The sequence below is a fragment of the Streptomyces africanus genome (assembly GCF_002150735.1).
Lineage (GTDB): Bacteria > Actinomycetota > Actinomycetes > Streptomycetales > Streptomycetaceae > Streptomyces > Streptomyces africanus.
Genome location: NZ_MUKA01000372.1, coordinates 1 through 19,488 on the forward strand (window position 1 = coordinate 1; position 19,488 = coordinate 19,488).

General features: G+C 71.7%; 19 protein-coding genes. 10 read left to right on the forward strand and 9 right to left on the reverse strand.

The genetic code is table 11. The features are described from left to right. Together CCL05_RS36310 and CCL05_RS36315 are read right to left on the reverse strand one after the other, a co-directional pair. Positions 1-2,316, reverse strand: a 2,316-nt coding sequence (locus CCL05_RS36310; protein ID WP_107400561.1) for a glycoside hydrolase family 65 protein, incomplete at its 3' end; no start/stop codon positions are given. Continuing rightward, entirely contained in the window at positions 2,313-3,050 is a 738-nt protein-coding gene (locus CCL05_RS36315) for an HAD family hydrolase (protein ID WP_086564903.1), read from the reverse strand. The genes CCL05_RS36315 and CCL05_RS36310, both read right to left, overlap by 4 nt. A 76-nt stretch (positions 3,051-3,126) precedes the next feature. Here CCL05_RS36315 and CCL05_RS36320 point away from each other — a divergent pair, with 76 nt between their 5' ends. From CCL05_RS36320 to CCL05_RS36325, 3 genes are all read left to right on the forward strand, one after another. Continuing rightward, positions 3,127-3,768: a nucleoside/nucleotide kinase family protein gene (locus CCL05_RS36320; protein WP_086564904.1), complete on the forward strand. Its 642-nt coding sequence runs from the start codon at positions 3,127-3,129 to the stop codon at positions 3,766-3,768. 76 nt (positions 3,769-3,844) lie between these two features. Beyond that, positions 3,845-4,159 carry an SDR family NAD(P)-dependent oxidoreductase gene (locus CCL05_RS47640; protein ID WP_208641693.1) on the forward strand — a complete coding sequence of 105 codons (315 nt, stop codon included), beginning with the start codon at positions 3,845-3,847 and terminating at the stop codon, positions 4,157-4,159. Continuing rightward, complete coding sequence (locus CCL05_RS36325) at positions 4,069-4,599, forward strand: SDR family oxidoreductase (RefSeq protein WP_208641695.1); 531 nt, start codon at positions 4,069-4,071, stop codon at positions 4,597-4,599. The genes CCL05_RS47640 and CCL05_RS36325 overlap by 91 nt, the downstream gene beginning before the upstream one ends. Positions 4,600-4,629: 30 nt before the next feature. Here the strand turns inward: CCL05_RS36325 and CCL05_RS36330 are convergent, their stop codons facing one another. The 5 genes from CCL05_RS36330 to CCL05_RS36350 all read right to left on the reverse strand — a co-directional run bounded on the left by CCL05_RS36330 (position 4,630) and on the right by CCL05_RS36350 (position 11,147). Continuing rightward, positions 4,630-6,468 carry a hypothetical protein gene (locus CCL05_RS36330; RefSeq protein ID WP_086564905.1) on the reverse strand — a complete coding sequence of 613 codons (1,839 nt, stop codon included), beginning with the start codon at positions 6,466-6,468 and terminating at the stop codon, positions 4,630-4,632. A gap of 27 nt (positions 6,469-6,495) precedes the next feature. Continuing rightward, the gene (locus CCL05_RS36335) at positions 6,496-7,398 is read right to left on the reverse strand and encodes a carbohydrate ABC transporter permease (protein ID WP_086564906.1); all 903 of its coding nucleotides are present in this window, start codon (positions 7,396-7,398) and stop codon (positions 6,496-6,498) included. After that, positions 7,395-8,306: a carbohydrate ABC transporter permease gene (locus CCL05_RS36340; protein WP_086564907.1), complete on the reverse strand. Its 912-nt coding sequence runs from the start codon at positions 8,304-8,306 to the stop codon at positions 7,395-7,397. Before CCL05_RS36340 ends, CCL05_RS36335 begins: the two co-directional genes overlap by 4 nt. Positions 8,307-8,431: 125 nt before the next feature. Continuing rightward, positions 8,432-9,754 (reverse strand): extracellular solute-binding protein, encoded by a 1,323-nt coding sequence (locus CCL05_RS36345; RefSeq protein WP_086564908.1) that lies wholly within the window; start codon positions 9,752-9,754, stop codon positions 8,432-8,434. Between the two features lie 277 nt (positions 9,755-10,031). Next, complete coding sequence (locus tag CCL05_RS36350) at positions 10,032-11,147, reverse strand: ROK family protein (protein WP_086564909.1); 1,116 nt, start codon at positions 11,145-11,147, stop codon at positions 10,032-10,034. 239 nt (positions 11,148-11,386) lie between these two features. Here CCL05_RS36350 and CCL05_RS36355 point away from each other — a divergent pair, with 239 nt between their 5' ends. From CCL05_RS36355 to CCL05_RS36365, 3 genes are all read left to right on the forward strand, one after another. Beyond that, positions 11,387-12,286, forward strand: coding sequence for an N-acetylglucosamine kinase (locus CCL05_RS36355; RefSeq protein ID WP_086564910.1), 900 nt, complete (start codon positions 11,387-11,389; stop codon positions 12,284-12,286). A 198-nt stretch (positions 12,287-12,484) separates the two neighbouring features. Next, positions 12,485-14,401, forward strand: coding sequence for a phosphatase PAP2 family protein (locus tag CCL05_RS36360; RefSeq protein ID WP_086564911.1), 1,917 nt, complete (start codon positions 12,485-12,487; stop codon positions 14,399-14,401). Positions 14,402-14,570: 169 nt separating this feature from the next. After that, positions 14,571-16,109 (forward strand): phospholipid carrier-dependent glycosyltransferase, encoded by a 1,539-nt coding sequence (locus CCL05_RS36365; RefSeq protein WP_244204522.1) that lies wholly within the window; start codon positions 14,571-14,573, stop codon positions 16,107-16,109. Positions 16,110-16,181: 72 nt separating this feature from the next. Here CCL05_RS36365 and CCL05_RS36370 read toward each other — a convergent pair whose 3' ends face one another. Both CCL05_RS36370 and CCL05_RS45400 read right to left on the reverse strand, forming a co-directional pair. Then, positions 16,182-16,583: a DUF3662 domain-containing protein gene (locus tag CCL05_RS36370; protein ID WP_086564913.1), complete on the reverse strand. Its 402-nt coding sequence runs from the start codon at positions 16,581-16,583 to the stop codon at positions 16,182-16,184. A 52-nt stretch (positions 16,584-16,635) separates the two neighbouring features. Further along, positions 16,636-16,797, reverse strand: a complete 162-nt coding sequence (locus CCL05_RS45400; RefSeq protein ID WP_167409681.1) for a hypothetical protein — start codon at positions 16,795-16,797, stop codon at positions 16,636-16,638. A gap of 167 nt (positions 16,798-16,964) precedes the next feature. Here CCL05_RS45400 and CCL05_RS36375 point away from each other — a divergent pair, with 167 nt between their 5' ends. The 4 genes from CCL05_RS36375 to CCL05_RS36390 all read left to right on the forward strand — a co-directional run. Then, complete coding sequence (locus CCL05_RS36375; RefSeq protein ID WP_167409682.1) at positions 16,965-17,885, forward strand: MurR/RpiR family transcriptional regulator; 921 nt, start codon at positions 16,965-16,967, stop codon at positions 17,883-17,885. 235 nt (positions 17,886-18,120) lie between these two features. Beyond that, positions 18,121-18,495: a hypothetical protein gene (locus CCL05_RS36380; protein ID WP_208641694.1), complete on the forward strand. Its 375-nt coding sequence runs from the start codon at positions 18,121-18,123 to the stop codon at positions 18,493-18,495. Positions 18,496-18,538: 43 nt separating this feature from the next. Next, the gene (locus CCL05_RS36385) at positions 18,539-19,105 is read left to right on the forward strand and encodes an antibiotic biosynthesis monooxygenase (RefSeq protein ID WP_086564916.1); all 567 of its coding nucleotides are present in this window, start codon (positions 18,539-18,541) and stop codon (positions 19,103-19,105) included. A gap of 102 nt (positions 19,106-19,207) precedes the next feature. Continuing rightward, a partial coding sequence (locus CCL05_RS36390) for an ANTAR domain-containing protein (RefSeq protein ID WP_143590000.1) occupies positions 19,208-19,488 on the forward strand: 281 nt, incomplete at its 3' end.

Sequence of the window (19,488 nt, forward strand, 5' to 3'; positions counted from 1 at the left end):
GGCCGGGCGCCGGGGCGGCGGGGGGACCGGGTGAGTGACGGGGGTGTCCTCACGCACCGTCACCTCGGTGCCGTGGTGACGGATCGTCAGGGGCGGGCCCGAGCGCAGGGTGTACGTGGCCTGACCGGCGGTCAGCTCCACCCGCAGGCAGCGGCCGAGGAACCCGACCGAGAAGGCCAGCCGGCTGTACCGCTCGGGCAGACGCGGCGCGAACCGCAGGCCGCCGTCGGCGCAGCGCATACCGCCGAACCCGGCGACCAGCGCCATCCAGGTGCCGGCCAGCGAGGCGATGTGCAGTCCGTCGCGGGTGTTGTGCTCCAGGTCCCCGAGGTCCATCAGCGCGGCCTCGGCCGTGTAGGCGCAGGCCAGGTCCAGATGGCCGGTCTGGGCGGCCAGGACGGCCTGGACGCAGGCCGACAGGGACGAGTCCCGTACGGTCAGCGGCTCGTAGTAGGCGAAGTTGCGGGCCACCTGCTCCTCGTCGAAGAACTCGTCGAAGAAGCTGCCGCAGCTGTACATCGCCAGCACCAGGTCCGCCTGCTTGATCACCTGCTTGCGGTACAGGTCGAAGTACGGGAAGTGCAGCATCAGCGGGTACTGGTCCGGGCCGGTGCGGGCGAAGTCCCAGCGCTGGTAGCGGGTGAAGCCGGCGTGCTGTTCGTGCACGCCGAGCTCCTCGTTGTAGGGGACGTGCACGGCCTCGGCGGCGTCCCGCCAGGCGGCCCGCTCCTCCTCGTCGGCGCCGAGCCGGGCCGCCTCGTCGGGGTGGCGCTTGCAGGCGTCGGCGGCGGCGAGCAGGTTCGCCCGGGCCATGAGGTTGGTGTACGTGTTGTCGTCGGCGATCGCGCTGTACTCGTCCGGTCCGGTGACGCCGTCGATGTGGAAGACGCCCCGGTCGTCGTGGTGGCCGAGGGAGCGCCACAGCCGGGCGGTCTCCACCAGCAGCTCCACCCCCACCTCGCGCTCGAACTCCTCGTCGCCGGTGACCGCCACGTACCGCACGACGGCGTCCGCGATGTCGGCGCCGACGTGGAAGGCGGCCGTGCCGGCCGGCCAGTACGCCGATCCTTCCGAGCCCTCGATGGTGCGCCAGGGGAACGCGGCGCCGCGCAGGCCGAGCTGGGCCGCGCGCTCCCGGGCGGCGGGCAGGGTGTCGAGGCGCCAGCGCAGGGCCTCGGCGGCCGCGGCCGGCGCGGTGTAGGTCAGCAGCGGCAGGACGAACGCCTCGGTGTCCCAGAAGGCGTGGCCGTCGTAACCGGAGCCGGTGAGGCCCTTGGCGGGGATGGCGCGCTGTTCGGCCCGGGCACCGGCCTGCAGGACGTGGAAGAGGGCGAAGCGGACGGCCTGCTGGATCTCCTCGTCGCCGTCGACCTCGACGTCGGCGCGCGCCCAGAAGGCGTCGAGGTAGGCCCGCTGGTCCTTCAGGAGTCCCCACCAGCCGCTGTGCGCGGCCGCCGCGAGGGCCGCCTCGACCTGGTCGCTCATCGCGGGCCGGGAGCGGGCGGCGGACCAGCCGTGCGCGACCAGCTTCTCCACCCGCAGCCGCTCCCCCGGCTCCAGGACCGAGGTGACGGTCAGCCGGGCCACGTCCACGTTGCTCTCGCTGCTGGTGGTGGTCCGCTCCGGGCCGGTGACGAGGTGGTCGGCGGCCACGGCGACCCGCAGGCCGCTGCGCCGGGTGCGGTGGACCAGGCGCAGCCGGCTGCCCGAGGCGAGGTCCTCCTCGGGTTCCAGCGGCGACTTCAGGGCCCGTGCGGCGCGCGGGTCGCCGTCCGGCTCGGGCAGGCTCTCGTTGGCGACGAGCTCCGACTGGACGACCACGCGGGTACGGCTGTCGACGGGCTCCACCTCGTACGCCACGGCGGCGATCGCCCGCTGGGTCAGGGAGACCAGCCGCGTGGAGCGCACCCGGACCGTCGAGCCGGCCGGGGAGGTCCACTCGCAGACCCGTTCCAGGACGCCGCGCCGCAGGTCCAGGGTCCGCTCGTGGGTGACGAGGCGCCCGTAGCGCAGGTCGAACGGCTCGTCGTCGACCAGGAGGCGCAGCACCTTGCCGTTGGTGACGTTGATGGACGTCTGGCCGGACTCGGGGTAGCCGTAGCCTGCCTCGGCGTAGGGCAGCGGGTGCAGTTCGTGGACGCCGTTGAGGTAGGAGCCGGGCAGGCCGTGCGGTTCGCCCTCGTCGAGGTTGCCGCGCCAGCCGACGTGACCGTTGGACAGGGCGAACACGGACTCGCTCTGTGCCAGGACGTCGAGGTTGAGCTCCGTCTCACGCACCGTCCAGGGTTCGACGGTGTACGCCCGCTGTGCGATCACTGCGTGCCCCCCAGTTCGGCGAGGTCCTTCACCACGACGTCGGCGCCGTGTGCGTACAGCGCCTCGGTCTGTCCGACGCGGTCGACGCCGACGACGTATCCGAAACGGCCCGCGCGGCCCGCGTCCATGCCGGCCAGGGCGTCCTCGAAGACGGCGGCCCCTGCCGGTTCGATGCCGAGGTCCTCGGCGGCGGCCAGGAACGTGTCGGGGTGCGGTTTGCCGGGCAGCTTGCGCTCGGCGGCGACCACGCCGTCGATGCGGACGTCGAAGAAGTGCTCGGCCCCGATCGAGCGCAGCACGTCACGGCAGTTGGCGCTGGAGGAGACGATCGCGGTGCTCAGTCCATGGGCCCGGACCGCCTCCAGGTAGCGCAGGGTGCCGTCGTAGGCCTCGACGCCGTCGGTGCGGATCTTCTCCAGGACCAGCTCGTTCTTGCGGTTGCCGAGCCCGTGCACGGTCTGCGCGCCGGGTGGGTCGTCCGGGTCGCCGTCGGGCAGGTCGATGCCGCGGGACGCGAGGAAGGTACGCACGCCGTCGGCGCGTGGTCGCCCGTCGACGTACTCGTCGTAGTCCGCCGCGTCGAACGGCCGGAAGTCCGCGCCGTCGCGCTCGCGCAGGAAGGCGTCGAACATCTCCTTCCAGGCGGCCGCGTGCACGACGGCCGTCTTGGTGACGACACCGTCGAGGTCGAAGAGGCAGGCGTGGATGTCTTCGGGGAGACCGAGCTGCGTCATACAGGTCCGGTTCCCCTACCGGCGCTGTCCAGTGAGTGGCGCACGCCACACTCCGGGGGGTGACAGACTCTGCTGTATGCCGCTCACCTTCGACGACCTCGTCCGCCGTGCCCGAACCCTGCCCCAGGGCGGCCGGCGCGCGATCCTCGGTATCGCCGGCAGCCCCGGCGCGGGCAAGTCGACGCTCGCCGAGCGGCTGGTGCGGGAACTGAACGGATCCGGCGACCCGTGGGTGGCGCACGTCCCCATGGACGGTTTCCATCTCGCCGACGTCGAACTGGAGCGGCTCGGCCTGCGGGACCGCAAGGGCGCGCCGGACACCTTCGACGCGGCCGGGTACGCGGCGCTGCTGCGGCGGCTGCGCTGCCAGGAGCCGGATGACGGCATCGTGTACGCGCCCGGTTTCGAGCGGGTGCTGGAGCAGCCGGTCGCGGGGGCGGTCCCGGTGCCGCCGACGGCCCGGCTGGTCGTGACGGAGGGGAACTACCTGCTGCTGGACACGGGCGCGTGGCGGCGCGTCCGGGCCGAGCTGGAGGAGGTGTGGTTCTGCGATCTCGACGAGGAGGAGCGCATGCGCCGGCTGGTGGCCCGGCACGAGGAGTTCGGCAAGAGCCACGACGAGGCGGTGGCCTGGGTGCTGCGCTCGGACCAGCCCAACGTCGCACTGGTCGCGGCGACGCGGGAGCGGGCGGACCTGGTGGTGCGCTGCCTCGAGTGAGCGGGAGCGGCTCGTGGTCACAGTCGTCTTCTCACGGCCGCCCGATCCTGGTGTCCCCGCTGCCTATTCTGGGGACATGACACGCGCAGCAGGCACCGGCACCGCCTTGGTCACGGGGGCCTCCCGTGGCCTCGGCGCCGTCATCGCTCGCCGTCTCGCGGCCGACGGGCATCGGGTCGCCGTCAACTACCGTGCGAGCGCTGAGGGGGCCCGCGGCGTGGTGGCGGACATCCGGGCGGCCGGAGGGACGGCCGAGGCGTTCGCCGCGGATGTGACGGAGGAAAACACCGTGCGGACCTCATCGCGGACATCACCGACCGCCTCGGCCCCGTCACGGCCCTCGTCGTCAACGCCACCGGACCCCAGCCGGAGCAGGACCCGACGGCGGTGACCTGGGAAAGCCACCTCGCCCAGCTCGCGTTCTTCGTCAAGAGCCCCACCCTGCTGATGCAAGCGGTACTGCCGGGCATGCGGGAGCGCGGCGGCGGCCGCATCATCCAGATCGGCTCGGACGCACCGGAACGCCTCCAGCCCGAGATGTCCTCCTACGTAGCCGCCAAGGCAGCCCAGCACAGCCTGACCGAGTGCTGGGCCCGCGCCCTCGGCCCGTACGGCATCACGGTGAACACCGTCGCACCGGGCTGGATCCCGGTCGAGCGGCACGCCGGAGCCAGCGCTGAATCGCTCGCCGCCTACACAAGTGGCGTGCCGTTGCGGCGCATGGGCGAGCCGGAGGACATCGCGGCGGCCGTCGCTTTCCTCGCCTCACCGGAGGCGTCCTTCGTCACCGGCGAGCGCATCAAGGTCAACGGCGGTCACACGCTCGGCTAGGACTCGTCGGGTCGCGCGCGCCGCGATCCCTCAGTCGGTGGTCGTGCGCAGGGTCAGCAGCGGCTCGGCGTGGGCGTCCCCGGCCGGGTCCCCGATCACGGCGGTGAAGGTGTCCGTCCGTACCGTCAGGCCCTGCGGGCTCCGTTCGGCGGACACCGCGCACGGCTCGGCGGAGCCGTAGCGGACCGCGAAGACATGCAGGTCGTCCGGTCCGTCCCGGAGGGGGCCGGCCTCCAGCGCGGTCGAGCTGATCAGGTGGCGCCAGCCCTCGTCCGGGTTGCCGTAGCCGCGCGGGTCCTCGGCGAGGGCGAACGCGGCCTGTTCCTGGGTGAGTTCGGCGCGGGCGTCGAAGTGCTCGGTGCCCTCCGCGTCGGGGTGGGTCAGGCGCAGGGTGCCGGCGCAGGACACGGCCGCGTGCGCCGTACGCCGGACCCGGTCGCCGTCGTCCTCGGCGTACGGCAGGCCTGCCAGCAGGTACGGGGTGCCGTCGAGGCGTTCCACGGCCACGGTCGTCCACAGGCTGGTGCCGTCGGTGACGTAGAGGGAACGCACATGGCGCAGGACGTGGTCGCGGCCGACGACGGGCTTGGTGACCAGCTTGGCCGCCAGGCCGTCGGCGCGGACGTCACGGACGCGGACCTCGCCCATCGGGCGGCAGAGCAGGAAGCCGTCGGTGACGGGGCCGAAGCCGTGCTGGCGGTTGACGGCGGCGGCCAGGTAGTAGGTACCGGCCGCCTCGATGACCGACGGGGTCATGCGGTCGTCGAAGGCCACCGACACAGTGCCCGCGCGCAGGTGGTGCCGGGCCACCGCCCGGGACGGCTCGCGGTGCCAGCGCGTGGTGTCCTGGATCTGCCAGACCAGCATCCACGCGAAGTGGCCGTCGACGCCGCCGTCCGCCTTGACCGCGTGCCGGGCCCAGCGGCTGTCGCCCCGGTAGCGGCCCAGGTCGGAGCCGATGCGGGCGCTGAAGTAGCGCAGGCCCAGCACCGACTCGAAGGCGGAGTGCTGCTCGCTGTAGCGCGGACCGCCGTTGTCGAAGCCGCCGTTCGTCAGGCGGGCGTCGATGTAGCGGGCGAGCGCGTCGCCGTCCTCGACGAAGACCTCCTCGCCGCTGACCAGGTGGGCCTGGGCGAGGAAGGACAGGGAGATCGGGCCGTAGTTGTTGTCATAGGCGCCGCCGTGCTCCGGGGGCAGGAGAGCGCCGCGGTCGCGGACGCGGTGCGCGCGGATCTCGTCCTCGTACAGCCGCAGGGCCTCCCGGCGCACCGGGTCGCCCTCGGCGGGCGGCAGGTGCCGGGCCAGCATCAGGCCGCCGACGACGCAGCCGATCGCCTGGTTGCCGGCCTCCTGCGGGTTGAAGAACGTGGCCTTCGTGAGCCAGCGCCAGTAGCCGTGCGCCACGTCGAGGAGCCGGGCGCGCTGTGCGTCGTCGACGAGGCCGTCCGCCGCGTCCAGGACGTTGACCGCCTGGAGCAGCGCCCACACCGTGCTCGGCCAGTCGCCGATGGGGTGGGCTCCGGCCGCCAGGGTGTAACGGGCGTACGGCAGACCGGAGTTGCGCACCCGGAGGTTGGGGTAGCCCGGGTTGTCCTCGGTGTAGACCCGCTCGTCCAGGTGGAAGGCGAGGCTGCGGCGTACCGCCTCCGGCAGGCGGGGGTCCTTGCCGCGCTGCCAGGCGAGGGCGAGCAGGGAGGTGACGCCCAGGGAGGTGTCGCCGATGTCGTCGACGCAGTCGGGGTGTTCGAGGTTGCCCTCCGGCGTCATGCGGGCCAGGGCCTGCTCGGTGACGCCGGCGAGGACGGCGTCGTACGCCTCCGGGGTGTCGGGGAGGTCGTGCAACGGGCCGCGCTGGTGAGGGAGGTGCACGGGTGGATCAGCCCTTCATGCCTGAGGTCAGTCCTTCAGTCCTGCGTTGATGTCGGCGCCCATGACGTAACGCTGGAAGACCAGGAAGATGGCGATCAGAGGGATCATGGAGATGACCGACGCGCCGAGCAGGACCGACCAGTTGATGTTCTGCGCCCCGACGATGCTCTGGATACCGATCTGCACGGTGAACTTGTTGGGGTCGTTGAGCATCAGAAGCGGCCAGATGTAGTCGTTCCACCGCCACTGGAAGGACAGGATGGCGAGGGTCAGCATGATGGGCCGGGAGAGCGGCACCATGATCCGCAGGAAGATCGACAGTTCACGGGCACCGTCGATGCGTGCGGCTTCCACGAGTTCGTCGGGAACCGTCAGGAAGAACTGGCGGAACATGAAGCATCCGGTCGCGGTGAGGACGGCCGGGAGGATGATGCCGGCGAACGAGTTGTACAGGCCGAGGTCGCGGACCACCAGGAACTCCGGGGCGAGCATGACCTCGGACGGCAGCATCGTGGTGGCCAGGATGCACAGGAAGAAGACCTTGAGCCACCTGTTGTCGTACTTGGCCAGCGCGTACCCGGTGCAGCAGCTGACACCCACCGTGAGGATCGTCGTGATCACGCACACGATGGTCGTGTTGATGAAGTACTGGGAGAAGTTGGCGCTGTTCCACGCTGCCTTGAAACCCGACAGGGTGGGGTCGTGCGGAACCAGCGTCAGCGGATAGGAGAACAGATCGCCGGCCGGCTTGAGGGAGCTGAGGATGAACCACAGCACCGGCAGCCCGTAGAGGCAGGCCAGCAGCCACAGCAGTGTCGTCGCGGACACCGCCTGCCGGAGCCCGCCGGTGGCCGCGCCGCGGGGCCGCTTCTTGGCGACGGGCCGTCCGGATCCGGCGTCGACCGGGCGTGGCATGTCTGTGGTTGTCATCGGTTCTCCACCCGCCGGTTGACGATCAGCTGGATGATCGCTACGGCCATCAGGATGAGCATGAGCACGAACGACGCGGCGCTCGCGTAGCCGATCTGGCCCCGTTTGAAGCCGGTCTCATAGATGTACTGGACCATCAGGTTGTTCGACGTTCCGGGCCCGCCGTTGTTGAGGGCGACGAACACCGGGTATTCCTTCATCGCGTTGATCGTGTTGAGCAGGATGACGATGAACGAGGTGGGCGCGATGCTCGGCAGCGTGATGCTGAAGAACTGGCGCCACGGACCGGCGCCGTCGAGCGAGGCCGCCTCGTAGTACGACACCGGTACGTTCTTGATCGCCGCGATGAACAGCAGCATCGAGAAACCCGTCCAGGCCCAGGACGCCGCCATCACCACCACCAGCAGCGACAGGTCGGCGTTCGACTGCCAGGGCACGGCGCTCCCGCCGAGCTCGTGGATGAGGTAGTTGACCAGTCCGAAGTTCTCACCGAACAGCCACCGCCACAGGACACCCACGACGATGGGCGACAGAAGCCAGGGGATGAAGAAGACGACGCGGGCGACCGAGGCGCCCTTGGCGTGCTTGCTCACCACCAGGTTGGCGATGAGCAGCGAGAACGCGAAGTTCATCGGGACGAAGAGCACGGCGTACAGCAGCGTCCGGGTCAGCGCGTCGTAGAAGGTGGAGTCCCCGAACAGGTTCTGGTAGTTGTCCAGTCCGACGAACTGGAACACCCCTACGCCCGTGTAGTTCGTGAAGGAGTAGACGAGCCCGATCACCGCAGGCCAGACGAAGAACAGCGCGAAGAGCACGACATTGGCCGCGATGAGCACGAGCGGCGCAAGGGTGTACTTGCTGCGTCTCCTGGGCGGGCTCGCGGACACGTCCGGGGCGCGTTTGGTCATCTTCCTGACTCCGTGCTGGTGGAATGGGTTCCTGTGGGCTCAGGCCACGAGCCCGGCATCACGCGGGGGCCGTGAGGCCGGGCGGCGGTGTCTCGACCCCGCCGCCCGGGCCTGCCGGGCCGCGCTCAGCCGCCGACCTGCTGGTTGTAGACGTCCACGATGTTGTCCAGCGCCTTGTCGGGCGACTGCTGGCCGTTGATCGCCTTGCCGAGCTCCGTCTTGGTCGGGTCCTCGGGCAGGCTCTTGCCCTTCAGCACCCACTTCGTCTGCGCGCTGTTGAAGTAGCCGGAGATCGGGGCGTAGAGCGGGATCGACTCGTTGTACAGCTTGAACGCCGCCTGCGCCGCCTCGGACTTGAAGGGGTACTTCGGGTTCAGGCCGCTCTCGACCGGCAGGAAGCCGGACGTCTCGCACAGGTCCTGGTAGTGCGCCGGCTCGTACAGCCAGGTCAGGAACTTCGTCGCGGCGTCGGCCGCGGCGGGGTTGTTGTTGAAGCCCACCGTCATGCCGCCGCTGTTGACGTCGCTGGCCTGCACCGGCTCGGCGGGAGTCGGAACGCTGGCCCAGTCGAACTTCTTGATGCTCTCCGCGAAGGCGGGAACCTGCCACACGCCGGACCAGTAGGCGACCACGTCACCGCTCTGGAACATGGCCGCCGGGTCGGCGCCGCTGGTCCACACCGACTTCGGCATGGTCTTGTCGTCGTTCAGCCCGACGAAGCGCTTCACGGCCTTCCGGGTCGCGGCGTCCACCGAGAACTTGCCGGAGGAGTCCGCGTGGACGTACTTGCCTCCGAGCTCGTACACCATGGCGCGGAGCCGGGACGGCGACTGGTCGAAGGTCAGGGAGTACTTGGCACCGGTCTTCTCCCGGACCTTGTCCGCCGCCTTGATGAATTCGGTCCAGGTCCAGGTCTTCTGGGGCGAGGTCGGGAAGGAGACGCCGGCCTTCTCGAACAGCGACTTGTTGATGAACATGCCGGACGCGGTGACGTCCGAGGGGATGGACAGCACCTTCCCGGACGAGTCCTTGGCGAGGAAGTTGGCGTTGATCTTGTTGCTCTTCTTGTTGGCGATGGAGCCGAGGTCGATCAGCTTGTTCGCCCAGATCGGGTCCAGCGCCGGCACGGCCGCCACGTCGGGCAGGGAATTCGCCTGCGCGGCGTTGTGCAGCTTCGTCGAGTAACCGTCGTAGGGGATGTTGACGAGGTTGATCTTGACGCCGGTTTCCTTCTTGTACTGCGTCACCATCTTCTTCCAGCCCGCGTCCTGCCCCGGAACCGTGGAGATCCAGAACGTCAGCGACTTGGAGGTCCCGCCCGAGTCGGACCCCGACCCGCAGGCGGAGAGCAGAAGGGCACCTGCCGTGGCCACGGCAGCGAGGGGAACCACGCGGCGTATGCCGCCGCGGCCGAGTCGGCTGGAGCGCCGCACACCCAGACTGGTCATCTTCGATCCCTTTTCGTCGTAGCGGAGGAAGCACGGCGCCAGCCGAGGCGGCACAGGTGCATTTCGCGGGGAAAAATTCAGCTTTCCGGGGGCACGGCCTCGCCCGGCCGCGACGCCCTGACGGGTGGGGTCCCCGGCCATGACGGCCGACGTCGCACAAGCACGCCCTCGTGCGGCTGCCGTACTTCTCGTACGGGCGGGAGGCTCACCCGGAGTCGGCGTCCCGGCCGACTCAGAAAGCGCTTGTCCGGACATTGGCAGACCGATGGCGCAGCCGTCAATGCTTCGCCCGTACAGCTCCGGTCACGGTTTGAATTCCATGGGCGACCGCGAGCCTGCTGGCACCCGCCACGGTGCCGGTGTCGCCCACCACGCTGCTGACCACCTCGGTGGGCCAGCTCAGCCGGGCCAGCTCGGCCCGCACACCGGGCAGGAGCTGCGGATCCGCTCCCGTACCGCCGCCCAGGACGATCAGGCCGGGGTCCAGTACGGCGGCGACGGCGGCGGCGAGCCGGCCCACGTCGGCGGCGTGCGAGGCGACCACGGCACCGGCCGTGGCATGCCCCTGCCCGGCCAGGGCGAGAAGCCGCTCGGCGGTGCGCGGGCGGGGCCCGTCGGTCTCCTGCCAGGCCTCGGCCGCCCGGCGCAGCAGGGTGCGCGAGCCCATGCGCTGCTCCAGGCCCTCGTGGCGCGGGGCATGGTCGTCGTCCCAGGGGTAGGGCAGCCGGGCCACCTCACCGGCGGCGCCGTTCGCGCCGCGCAGCACCCGGCCGCCGATCACGACGGCGAGACCGATGCCGACGCCGATGCGCAGGTAGCCGAAGGTGTCGCGGCCGACGGCGGCGCCCTCGTGGAGCTCGGCGAGGGCGGCACAGTTGACGTTGTTCTCCAGGTGCACGGGGACGCCCTCGGGCAGGGCGACGGCCATGGCGTCGAAGACGGGACCGGCCTTGGCGGTCGCGGGGCGCTCCCCGGCGCGGTCCCGTATGGGGACGTCACCGACGGCGACGACGACGGCCCGCAGCGGGGCCCCGGCGGGCAGGGCGTCGAGGACCTTGCGGACGGTGTCGGCCGCGTCCCGGCGGGAGCCGGTGCCCTCGGCGAGCAGGGTGCCGTCCAGGGCGCAGCCGCGCACCCGGGTCACGGCGGGCCCCAGGTCGACCGCGAGCACGGCGCCGGCGGCCGGTCCGAGACGGTAGATCGCGGCGCTGCGGCCGGTGCCGCCGGAGGCCCTGCCGGAGTGGGCGGCGAGCTCGACGGCTTCGAGCTCGGCCACGGCGGAGGAGACGGTCGGCTTGGAAAGGCCCGCACCGGCCGCCAGCTGGGGACGGGTGGCCGTGCCCGTCCCGGCCAGTACGTCGAACACCACACGGGCACTCTCGCTCAGGTGCATGGTCTCCCCAGGTCGTGCTGCGGCCGTGCAGGGCGGCGGCAGGGGTCGCGCGGCATCGGGATTCCGTGCCTCTTGACGCGCACCCTACTTCGTTAGTTAACTTCCTAACGAACTTCACGGTACTCGCCTGCCGTGTTCCGCAGAAGCCCGTCCCGGGGCTTCCCTACCTCTTCAACTGCCGTGGTCCGACGGGCGGTTCGCCTGCCGTCGCCGTGCCGCGCAACGACGAAAGAGGACCCGTGCAGGACTCCACGCCTTACGCGGTCGGTATCGACGTGGGCGGCACCAAGACACATCTGCGCGCCGTCGCGGGCGACGAGGACGTCGTCGACCATGTCCGCGGCAGTGCGGGATGGCGGCCGCACGACCCCGGGGCCGCCGCCGACTGGCTGGCCGCTCTGGTCGCCGACGCCCTGCCTCCTCACGTACGACCGTCCGCTCTCGCCGTGGGCGGTCACGCCTGCGAGACCCCACGCCAGTGCGCGGGCATCCGCGCCGCCCTTCAGGAGCGGCTGGGGGTGCCCGCGCTCGTCGTGGGCGATGCCGAACTGCTCGTTCCCGCCGCGGGGCTGGACAAGGGCGTCGGACTGGTCGCCGGTACCGGTTCGGTCGCGGTGGGACGGCTGCCCGACGGCGCCGCGGTCCAGGTCGGCGGCTGGGGCGCGGTGCTCGGGGACGAGGGCGGCGCGGCCGGCCTCGTCCGTGAGGCCGCGCGCGCCGTCTGGGCCGCGCACGACCGGGGCGAGGAGCCCGACGCGCTGGCGGCCGGGCTGGTCGCCGCGTTCGGGGTGGCCGAGGTGCCCGCGCTCGGCGCCGCGCTGGAGGCCGCCACGGACGTCTCCGCCGAGTGGGGCCGCCGCTCCCCCGCCGTGTTCGACGCCGCCGAGGCGGGCTCGCCGCTCGCCCGGGCGGTGATCGCCGACGGCGGGCGGGCACTCGCCGGGCTCGTCGTACGGCTCGCCGCGCGCGGGGTCCCGGTGGACGACGTGGTGGTGGCGGGCGGCACGGTCCTCGCCCAGCCCGCGCTGTACGAGGCGTTCACCTCCGCGCTCGCCGAGTCCCTGCCCGGGGCCCGGCCGCAGCCGCTGCGGGTGCCGCCGGTCGAGGGCGCCCTGGCGCTGGCCCGTTCGCTCCGGTGAGCCGGGCGGCCGCCGTTCACGTGCCGGACACCGGCTGGTGGCCGGACCCTCTCCGAAGGGTCACGGCCCGGCCGTAGATCTTCGCTCGTCCCCCGGCCGCACGGCCGTAGCTCCTCGCTCGTCCCGCGGCCGCACGGCCGACGTGCGGCCGCAGAACTCTGTCGCAGACCCCTTCGCAGAACTCAGGAGAGGCACAGCATGCCGTCATCAGCCGGGCAGTCCACCACCGCGTCCGTCGACCGGCGCGGTTTCCTCAAGACCTCCCTCGGCGCCACGGCCGGTCTGCTGGCCGCGCCGGCCTTCGCCACGTGGCTCGGCGCCGCCGACGCGAAGGCCGCCACGGGCCCCGCGGCGTTCGTCGACGACTACCAGTCGAACGTCACGACGAACCAGACGCCCGAGACCAACGCGGTCGTCCGGATCCTGGGCGGCATGTCCCAGGTGTGGAAGACCGGCGGCGCCTGGGACACCGGCCGCGTCCTGGACGGCGAGGTGCTGCGCGCCAACATGCGCTACTGCGCCCGCATCACGCAGGCCCGCACCGAGGCGCAGGCCAAGGAGGCCTTCCTCTACGACCGCAGGCACCAGAGCTACGCCATGATCGGCGGCCTGGGCCCGCTCGCCGGTCTGTACACGTCGGGCGCCAAGGCAGTCACGTCGATCACCACCGCCCCGGACGGCACGCCCCCCGGGAAGATCAACGACACCCTGCCCGCCGACGCCCCCGCCGGATCCGCGCTCGGCGCGGGCTCCTACGACTCGGACCTCGGCAAGGTGGCCAAGCTGGTCGACACCGTGCGCGGGCCGTACGCCTCGGGCAACCCGGCCAAGTTCGCCTTCCAGTACCCGCGTCCGTGGCGGATGAACGAGGACAGCGAGGTCGTCGACACCGGGAAGAAGGACGACCTCGGCTACCCGGTGTACGACTCGGACGTGGTCGTGGCCCCGCAGCTGCTGCGCCAGCGCTCCGACACCCCTCAGGAGGACGGCGGGTTCCCGAGCGGCCACACCAACGCCTTCCATCTGGCCGGTCTAGCCTACGCGTACGCGGTGCCCGAGCGTTTCCAGGAGCTGGTGACGCGGGCGTTCGAGCTCAGCCACACCCGGATCATGTCGGGCATGCACTCCACCGTCGACGTCATCGGCGGCCGGATCATGGCGACCGCCCTGACCGCGGCGACACTGGCCGACCCGGCGAACGCGGAGCTCAAGGCGGCGGCACGCGCCCAGGCCCTCGCCTACTTCACCGAGAAGACCGGCACGACGCCGGACACGCTGTACGCCTACGCCCACTCGGACGCCGACGACGCCTACGCCGACCGCCGGGCCAACGCCCGGGCGGTCGGGCACCGGTTGACGTACGTCCTGCCCCGCCGCGGCCGCAACGACCCGCTCACCGTGCCGAAGGGCGCAGAGGTCCTGCTGGAGACGCGGCTGCCGTACCTGAGCGCGACCCAGCGCCGCGAGGTGCTGCGCACGACCGGACTGCCCTCCGGGTACGTCCTGCTGGACGGCTTCGAGCAGTGGGGCCGGCTGAACCTGTTCGCGGCGGCGGACGGGTACGGCGCCTTCGACACCGACGTCACGGTGACGCTGGACGCGGCGGCCGGTGGCTTCCACGCCGCGGACAGCTGGCGCAACGACATCGAGGGCGACGGCGGGCTGACCAAGCGCGGCACGGGCACGCTCACGCTGACCGGCCACAACCGGTACCACGGCGGGACCGTCGTCGAGGACGGCACGCTGGTCGCCGCCTCCCCGAATGCCCTGGGGCAGGGCGACGTCCGGGTCACGGGCGGCACCCTGCGCGCGGACCAGGTCCTGCGGGTGCGCGGCTCGTACGTCCAGGAGGGCGAGTCGACGCTGGAGCTGACGCTGAGCCAGAACCGGGGCGCGGCGCTCACGGTGAGCCGGCGCGTGCTGCTCGGCCGGGGCGGCGTGCTGTCGCTGCGGCTCGACGCCGAGCGGCCGCCGGTCGCGGGGACCACCGTCCCGGTCCTGTCGGCTCCGGCGCTGCGCGGCCGGTTCGACCGTGTCGAGCTGGACTCGACGACGCTGCGGGCCGTGCCCGTGCACACCGCTGACGGTCTGTCGGTACGACTCGTGAAGCGGTGACCCCCCGAGCGGCGGGGTGCTGGTGCAGAGTGGGTCCATGAGGGACCTCTGGACCGCTCCCGCCGTCCCCCGGCCGCTGTCGCTGCCCCCGCCGTCTCCGGCGGGGGCCACCCGGTGGTCCGGCAGCCGGTGGCCGCTGCCGCTCCTGGTGTCCGTGCTGCTCGCGGTGATGGCCTTCGCCATGGTCAGCACCGCCGTGCGGCAGACCCCGACGATCGACGAACCGGTGTACGTGGGCGCCGCCGCCGAGTACACGCACCAGCACCGGCTGCGCCACAACCCCGAGCACCCGCCGCTCGGCAAGCTCCTCATCGGCACCGGGGTGGCCCTCGCGGACCCGCGTGTCGACCCCTCCTTCGCCGGGGACCAGGGCGCCGTGGGGCGGCACTTGCTCTACGAGACGGGCAACGACCCCTGGCGGCTGATGCTGTGGGCCCGCCTCCCCGTCATCGCGCTGACGCTGCTGTTCGGACTGGTCGTCTTCGCCTTCGCCCGTGAACTGGCCGGGACGGCCGGGGCGTTGGCCGCGCTCGCCCTGTACTGCTTCTCCCCCGACGTCATCGCGCACGGCTCGCTCGCCACGCTCGACGTGCCGGCCGCCGGGTTCGTGCTGACGTCGGCGTGGCTGTTGTGGCGGGCGCGCCGCAGGCCCCGGCTGTACGTGCCGCTCGCGGGGGCGGCGCTGGGGGCGGCCCTGGCCACCAAGATGAGCGTGCTTCCGGCCGTACCGGTGCTCATGGCTCTGGCCGCCGGGTCGGTGTGGCACGCGTCCGAAGGAGGCCGGCGCCTGGTACGTGCGGCCGTCGGGGCGGGCGTGGTGGCTCTGGCGGCGATCGCGGTCGTGTGGACCGCGTATCTGATGGTCGATCCGCGGCTGCGCTGGACACCGGAGCAGCATGTTCCCGTGGTGCACGGGCTGCGCGGGCTGCTGGTCCGGCTCCTGCCGTTCCCGGAGGCCTACCGGGACGGGATGCGGATCCAGTTCGGGCTGGAGAACCGGCCGTGGCAGGGCTTTCTGTTCGGCCGGCTGTACTCGGACCCGCTCTGGTACTACCTGCCGGCCGCGCTGCTGGTGAAGACGCCGCTCGGGATGCTCGCGCTGTGGGCCGCCGGGGCGGTCGTCGTGACGGCGGTACGCCGCCTGCGTCCGGCCGCGCCCTATGTGCTGGCTCCGCCGCTGGTGCTGCTGGCGGCGGCCATGCAGGGAGCGCGGGACTTCGGCACGCGGTACGCCGTCTTCCTGCCGCTGTTCCTCGCGGTGGCGGCGGGCTGCGTTCTCGTGGTGCGCCGGCGGTGGGTCTCGGTCGGGGTGGGGGTGCTGGTGGCGTTCGTCGCCGTCAGTTCCCTGCGTACGTACCCCTATTACCTGCCGTACGCCAACGAGGCGTTCGGCGGGCCGGCCAGGACGCGGGAGTTCCTGCACGACTCGAACGTGGACTGGGGGCAGGATCTGGGGCGGCTCGCGGAGCGGCTGCGCGAGCGGTACCGCGGTGAGCGGGTGTGGCTGGTGTACAAGGGCAGCGGGGTGCCGTCCTTCTACGGCATCCGGGCCGGTGATCCTCGCAGGGTGCCGGCCGGTGACGTGCGGGGGGTGCTGGTGGTGTCGGACTCCGCGGCCGCGAAAGCGACCGGGCGGCTGGCCGAGTTGATCGGCGGCAGCCGCCCGGTCGACGACGTCGGGCACTCGATCACGATCTATCGCCGTTGAACGTCCGTTCCGGGTCGTCCGGCGGGTGCATCGTGGTTGCTCGCGCAGTTCCCCGCGCCCCTTTGGGGCGCTTCAGTGGGCCGCGTGGAAGAAGCCGTCCGTACTCACGTGCTGCATGACGCGACTGGCCACGCGGTAGCGGCCGTTGGGCACGTCCGGGCACCTCGCGACGTGTACCGCGAGCGGGCCCGCGAACTCGTAGCCCCTGCGTTCCGCGTGGCGGGACAGGCTGTCGGTGAGGGCCTGGCCCACGCTGGTGCCGTGGCGCGTCAGCTGGTCGTGCACCTCGTCGGCGAGTTCCACGTCGTAGGCGTTGGGGACCATGACCCGGCCCGCCCGGCACACCACGGCGTTGTCGTCGCACTCGTGCCGCAGGGCGTCGAGGACCTCGACCGGCTCCTTGTCTAGGACCCGGGCCCACAGGGCCTCCCATCGGTTCTCCAGTGTCTCCTCCAGCGCACTCAGTGCGCCCATGTGGTCTCACCTGCCGGAAGCGTCGTCGGTTCGGTTGCGGTGGCCCGGAGAGCTAACGCTCGTCGTAGTCGTCGGGCCGTACCTCGGCCTCCTCCAGGGCCTCGCGCATCGTGCGGCCGGTCGCGCCCGGCGGCCGAGGCTGGTTCTCGTCCGGGTGTTCCAGGACCTCGTCCGTGGTCTGCGTCTTGGGCCGGTTCTCCTCGGGGACGGTCATGACGATGGCTCCTCGTCCGTCGTGTCGGGATCTTCTGCCGCGGCGGGTTCCCGCCCGGCGTCCGGGTATCCCCCTGCCGGGCACCTCATGTGCTCTGCGAAGAAGCCCTGGTCACCACGGTGCGTGAGCTATGTTGAACGTCCCTGGGAGACGAAGGAGGCGAACCGGTGCCATCGCCGCAGCAGGCACGCGCACAGGCATCCGCGATCACCTCGGGGAAGGCCGACCCCGAAGCGGAGGTCTCCCCGTCCGCCCAGCTCAGAGCGCTCTTCGACCGGCCCCGGCTGTCCCCGGGCCAGCGGCGCATCGCCCAGTACCTGATCGAGAACATCACCGAGGCGGCGTTCCTGTCCATCACGGATCTCGCGGACCGGGTCGGCGTGAGCCAGCCCTCGGTGACGCGGTTCGCCTCTGCGGTCGGCTTCAGCGGCTACCCGGCACTGCGGGAGAAGCTCCAGTCGATCGCGCTCGGCACCCTCGCGGGCGGCGGCCCGGCCGAGGAGAACCGGGGCAACGAGCTCCAGGCGGCGGTCGACGCCGAGATCGAGAACCTGGAGAACCTGCGGCGGGACCTCGCCGACCCGAACCTGGTGATCGACATCGGCCGCAAACTGTCGTCCTCGACCCCGCTGACGGTCCTCGGCCTGCGCATCTCCGTCTCGCTGGCCGAGTACTTCGCCTACGCCGCCCGCCGGATCCACCCGGACGTACGGCTCGTGACACGCGGCGGCAGCGTCGCCTACGACGCGCTGCTGCAGTCGCGCGAGGCGGGCGGCACCTGGGTGCTGGCGTTCTCCATGCCCCGGCACGCCCAGGAGACCCTGACGGCCGTCCGGGTCGCGCGGGGCGCCGGGCTCAAGGTCGCGCTGATCACCGACCTGGCGCTCGGGCCGCTCGCGGACGAGGCCGATGTCGCCTTCGCCATCGGGACCGGGTCACGCCTGGTCTTCGACTCCTACGCCGCCCCTGGCGTGATGTGCTCGGCGCTGCTCCAGGCCATGACGGACGCGGACCCGGAACGGACCCAGGCGCGGCTCGAGGAGTACGAGCAGGTCGCCGACCAGCACCACTTCTTCCTCCGGGACTGAGCGGCATTCCACAACAAAGCGCGCATGAATGTTTTCATGCCGCTTGAAAACCGGATGGCATATATAAATACTGCACACGGATCGCGACCCGGCCCTTCCGGATCCGTTCCGCACCCGAGGGGCCGGCTCCTACCCGCTTCGGCGTCCCGGGTGTCCGTGGCGGCCCCGGTCATCCCCTAGGCCGGGGCCGCCCCGACCCGTCGTCCACCCTCACGACGCCGCACACCCGGAAGCGATGATCATGCCCCTGACGTCCACGCGCATCAGCCCGGACTGGCCCTGCCAGGTCAAGACCCCCGGGAGCTACGACTGGGAGCGCTCGGCGGCCAAGTGGCTGCGCGAGCTGGTGCCCGCGCGCTACGCCGGCTACCCCGTGTTCGTCCGCCACCCCGTCCTGCTCGCCCGGCATGCCCAGATCCAGGTCCAGCAGGAGCTCAGGGTGGCCCGCACCGCCCTCCAGACCGCCCGCGCCGACCTGCCGGGACTCGGTCTGCACGAGGGCGTCATCGAGCACACGATCAAGCTGTACGCGGCGGAGGTGATGCAGTTGCAGCACATCGCGCGCAGCGTGCGGGCGGTCACCCAGGCGCTGGTGGAGGCACACCGCTGACCCGCGCGGCATGGCCCGCCTCAGGCGTGGCACCCGTGAGCGGATGAGCACCACCGAAGTCCGGCGCGGTGAGCCGGTGACCACGGTTCTGACCTGGCAGGTACGTCCCGGCCGGGAGCGGCAGTTCGAGGAGTGGACGCGCGGCATCACCCGCTGCGCCAGACAGTTCCCGGGCAACGAGGGCGTCTCCTGGCTCACGCCCGAGGACGGCCACCGCTACCACGCGGTGCTGCGCTGGTCCGACCAGCACCGCCTCGCCGCATGGCTGGAGTCCGAGGAGCGCGCGCACTGGCACCGGCGGATCGAGGACATCGCCACCGAGGTCAGCAGCGAACGCCAGTCGACGACCGGGATGGAGACCTGGTTCAGCCTGCCCGGCACCACCGTGCAGGCCCCGCCCCGGTGGAAGATGGTCCTCACGACGTTCCTCGGCGCGTATCCCTTCACCCTGCTCGTCCAGTGGCTGGTCACGCCGCACACCACCGGCTGGCCGCTGCCGCTGCGGGCCGCCGTGTTCCCGCTGGTACTGCTGCCGGTGCTGACCTATCTGGTGATGCCGAGGCTCAGCCGGCTGCTGCGGCTGTGGCTGTATCCGCGCGACGGCGACTGAGGGCTCGGAGGCTGCTGTGACCCAAGTGGCCCTTGGGAATCGGGAGCTGCCCGTGCGCACAAGGCAGTCTGCGAACGGGCGCGGGTATGCGATGCTCAACGCGTGACGAGCGAGCCCGTGACACCGGCGGAGCCCGGTGCCGCACCGGACCTGGTCGAACTGGCCAAGATCGTCGCCCGGCAGCGCGCCGAACTGGACCGGTTGCGCGACCAGGCGGCGACATCGGCTGTCGTCGAGCGGGCCAAGGGCGCGGTGATGGCGCTGACCGGATGTTCCGCGGCCGCGGCGGACGAGCAGCTGCTCCAGCGGGCCAAGGCGGCGCGTCACACCCTGCTGGAGGAGTGCTGGATCACCCTCGGGTCCCTGGCACCCACGGCACCCGG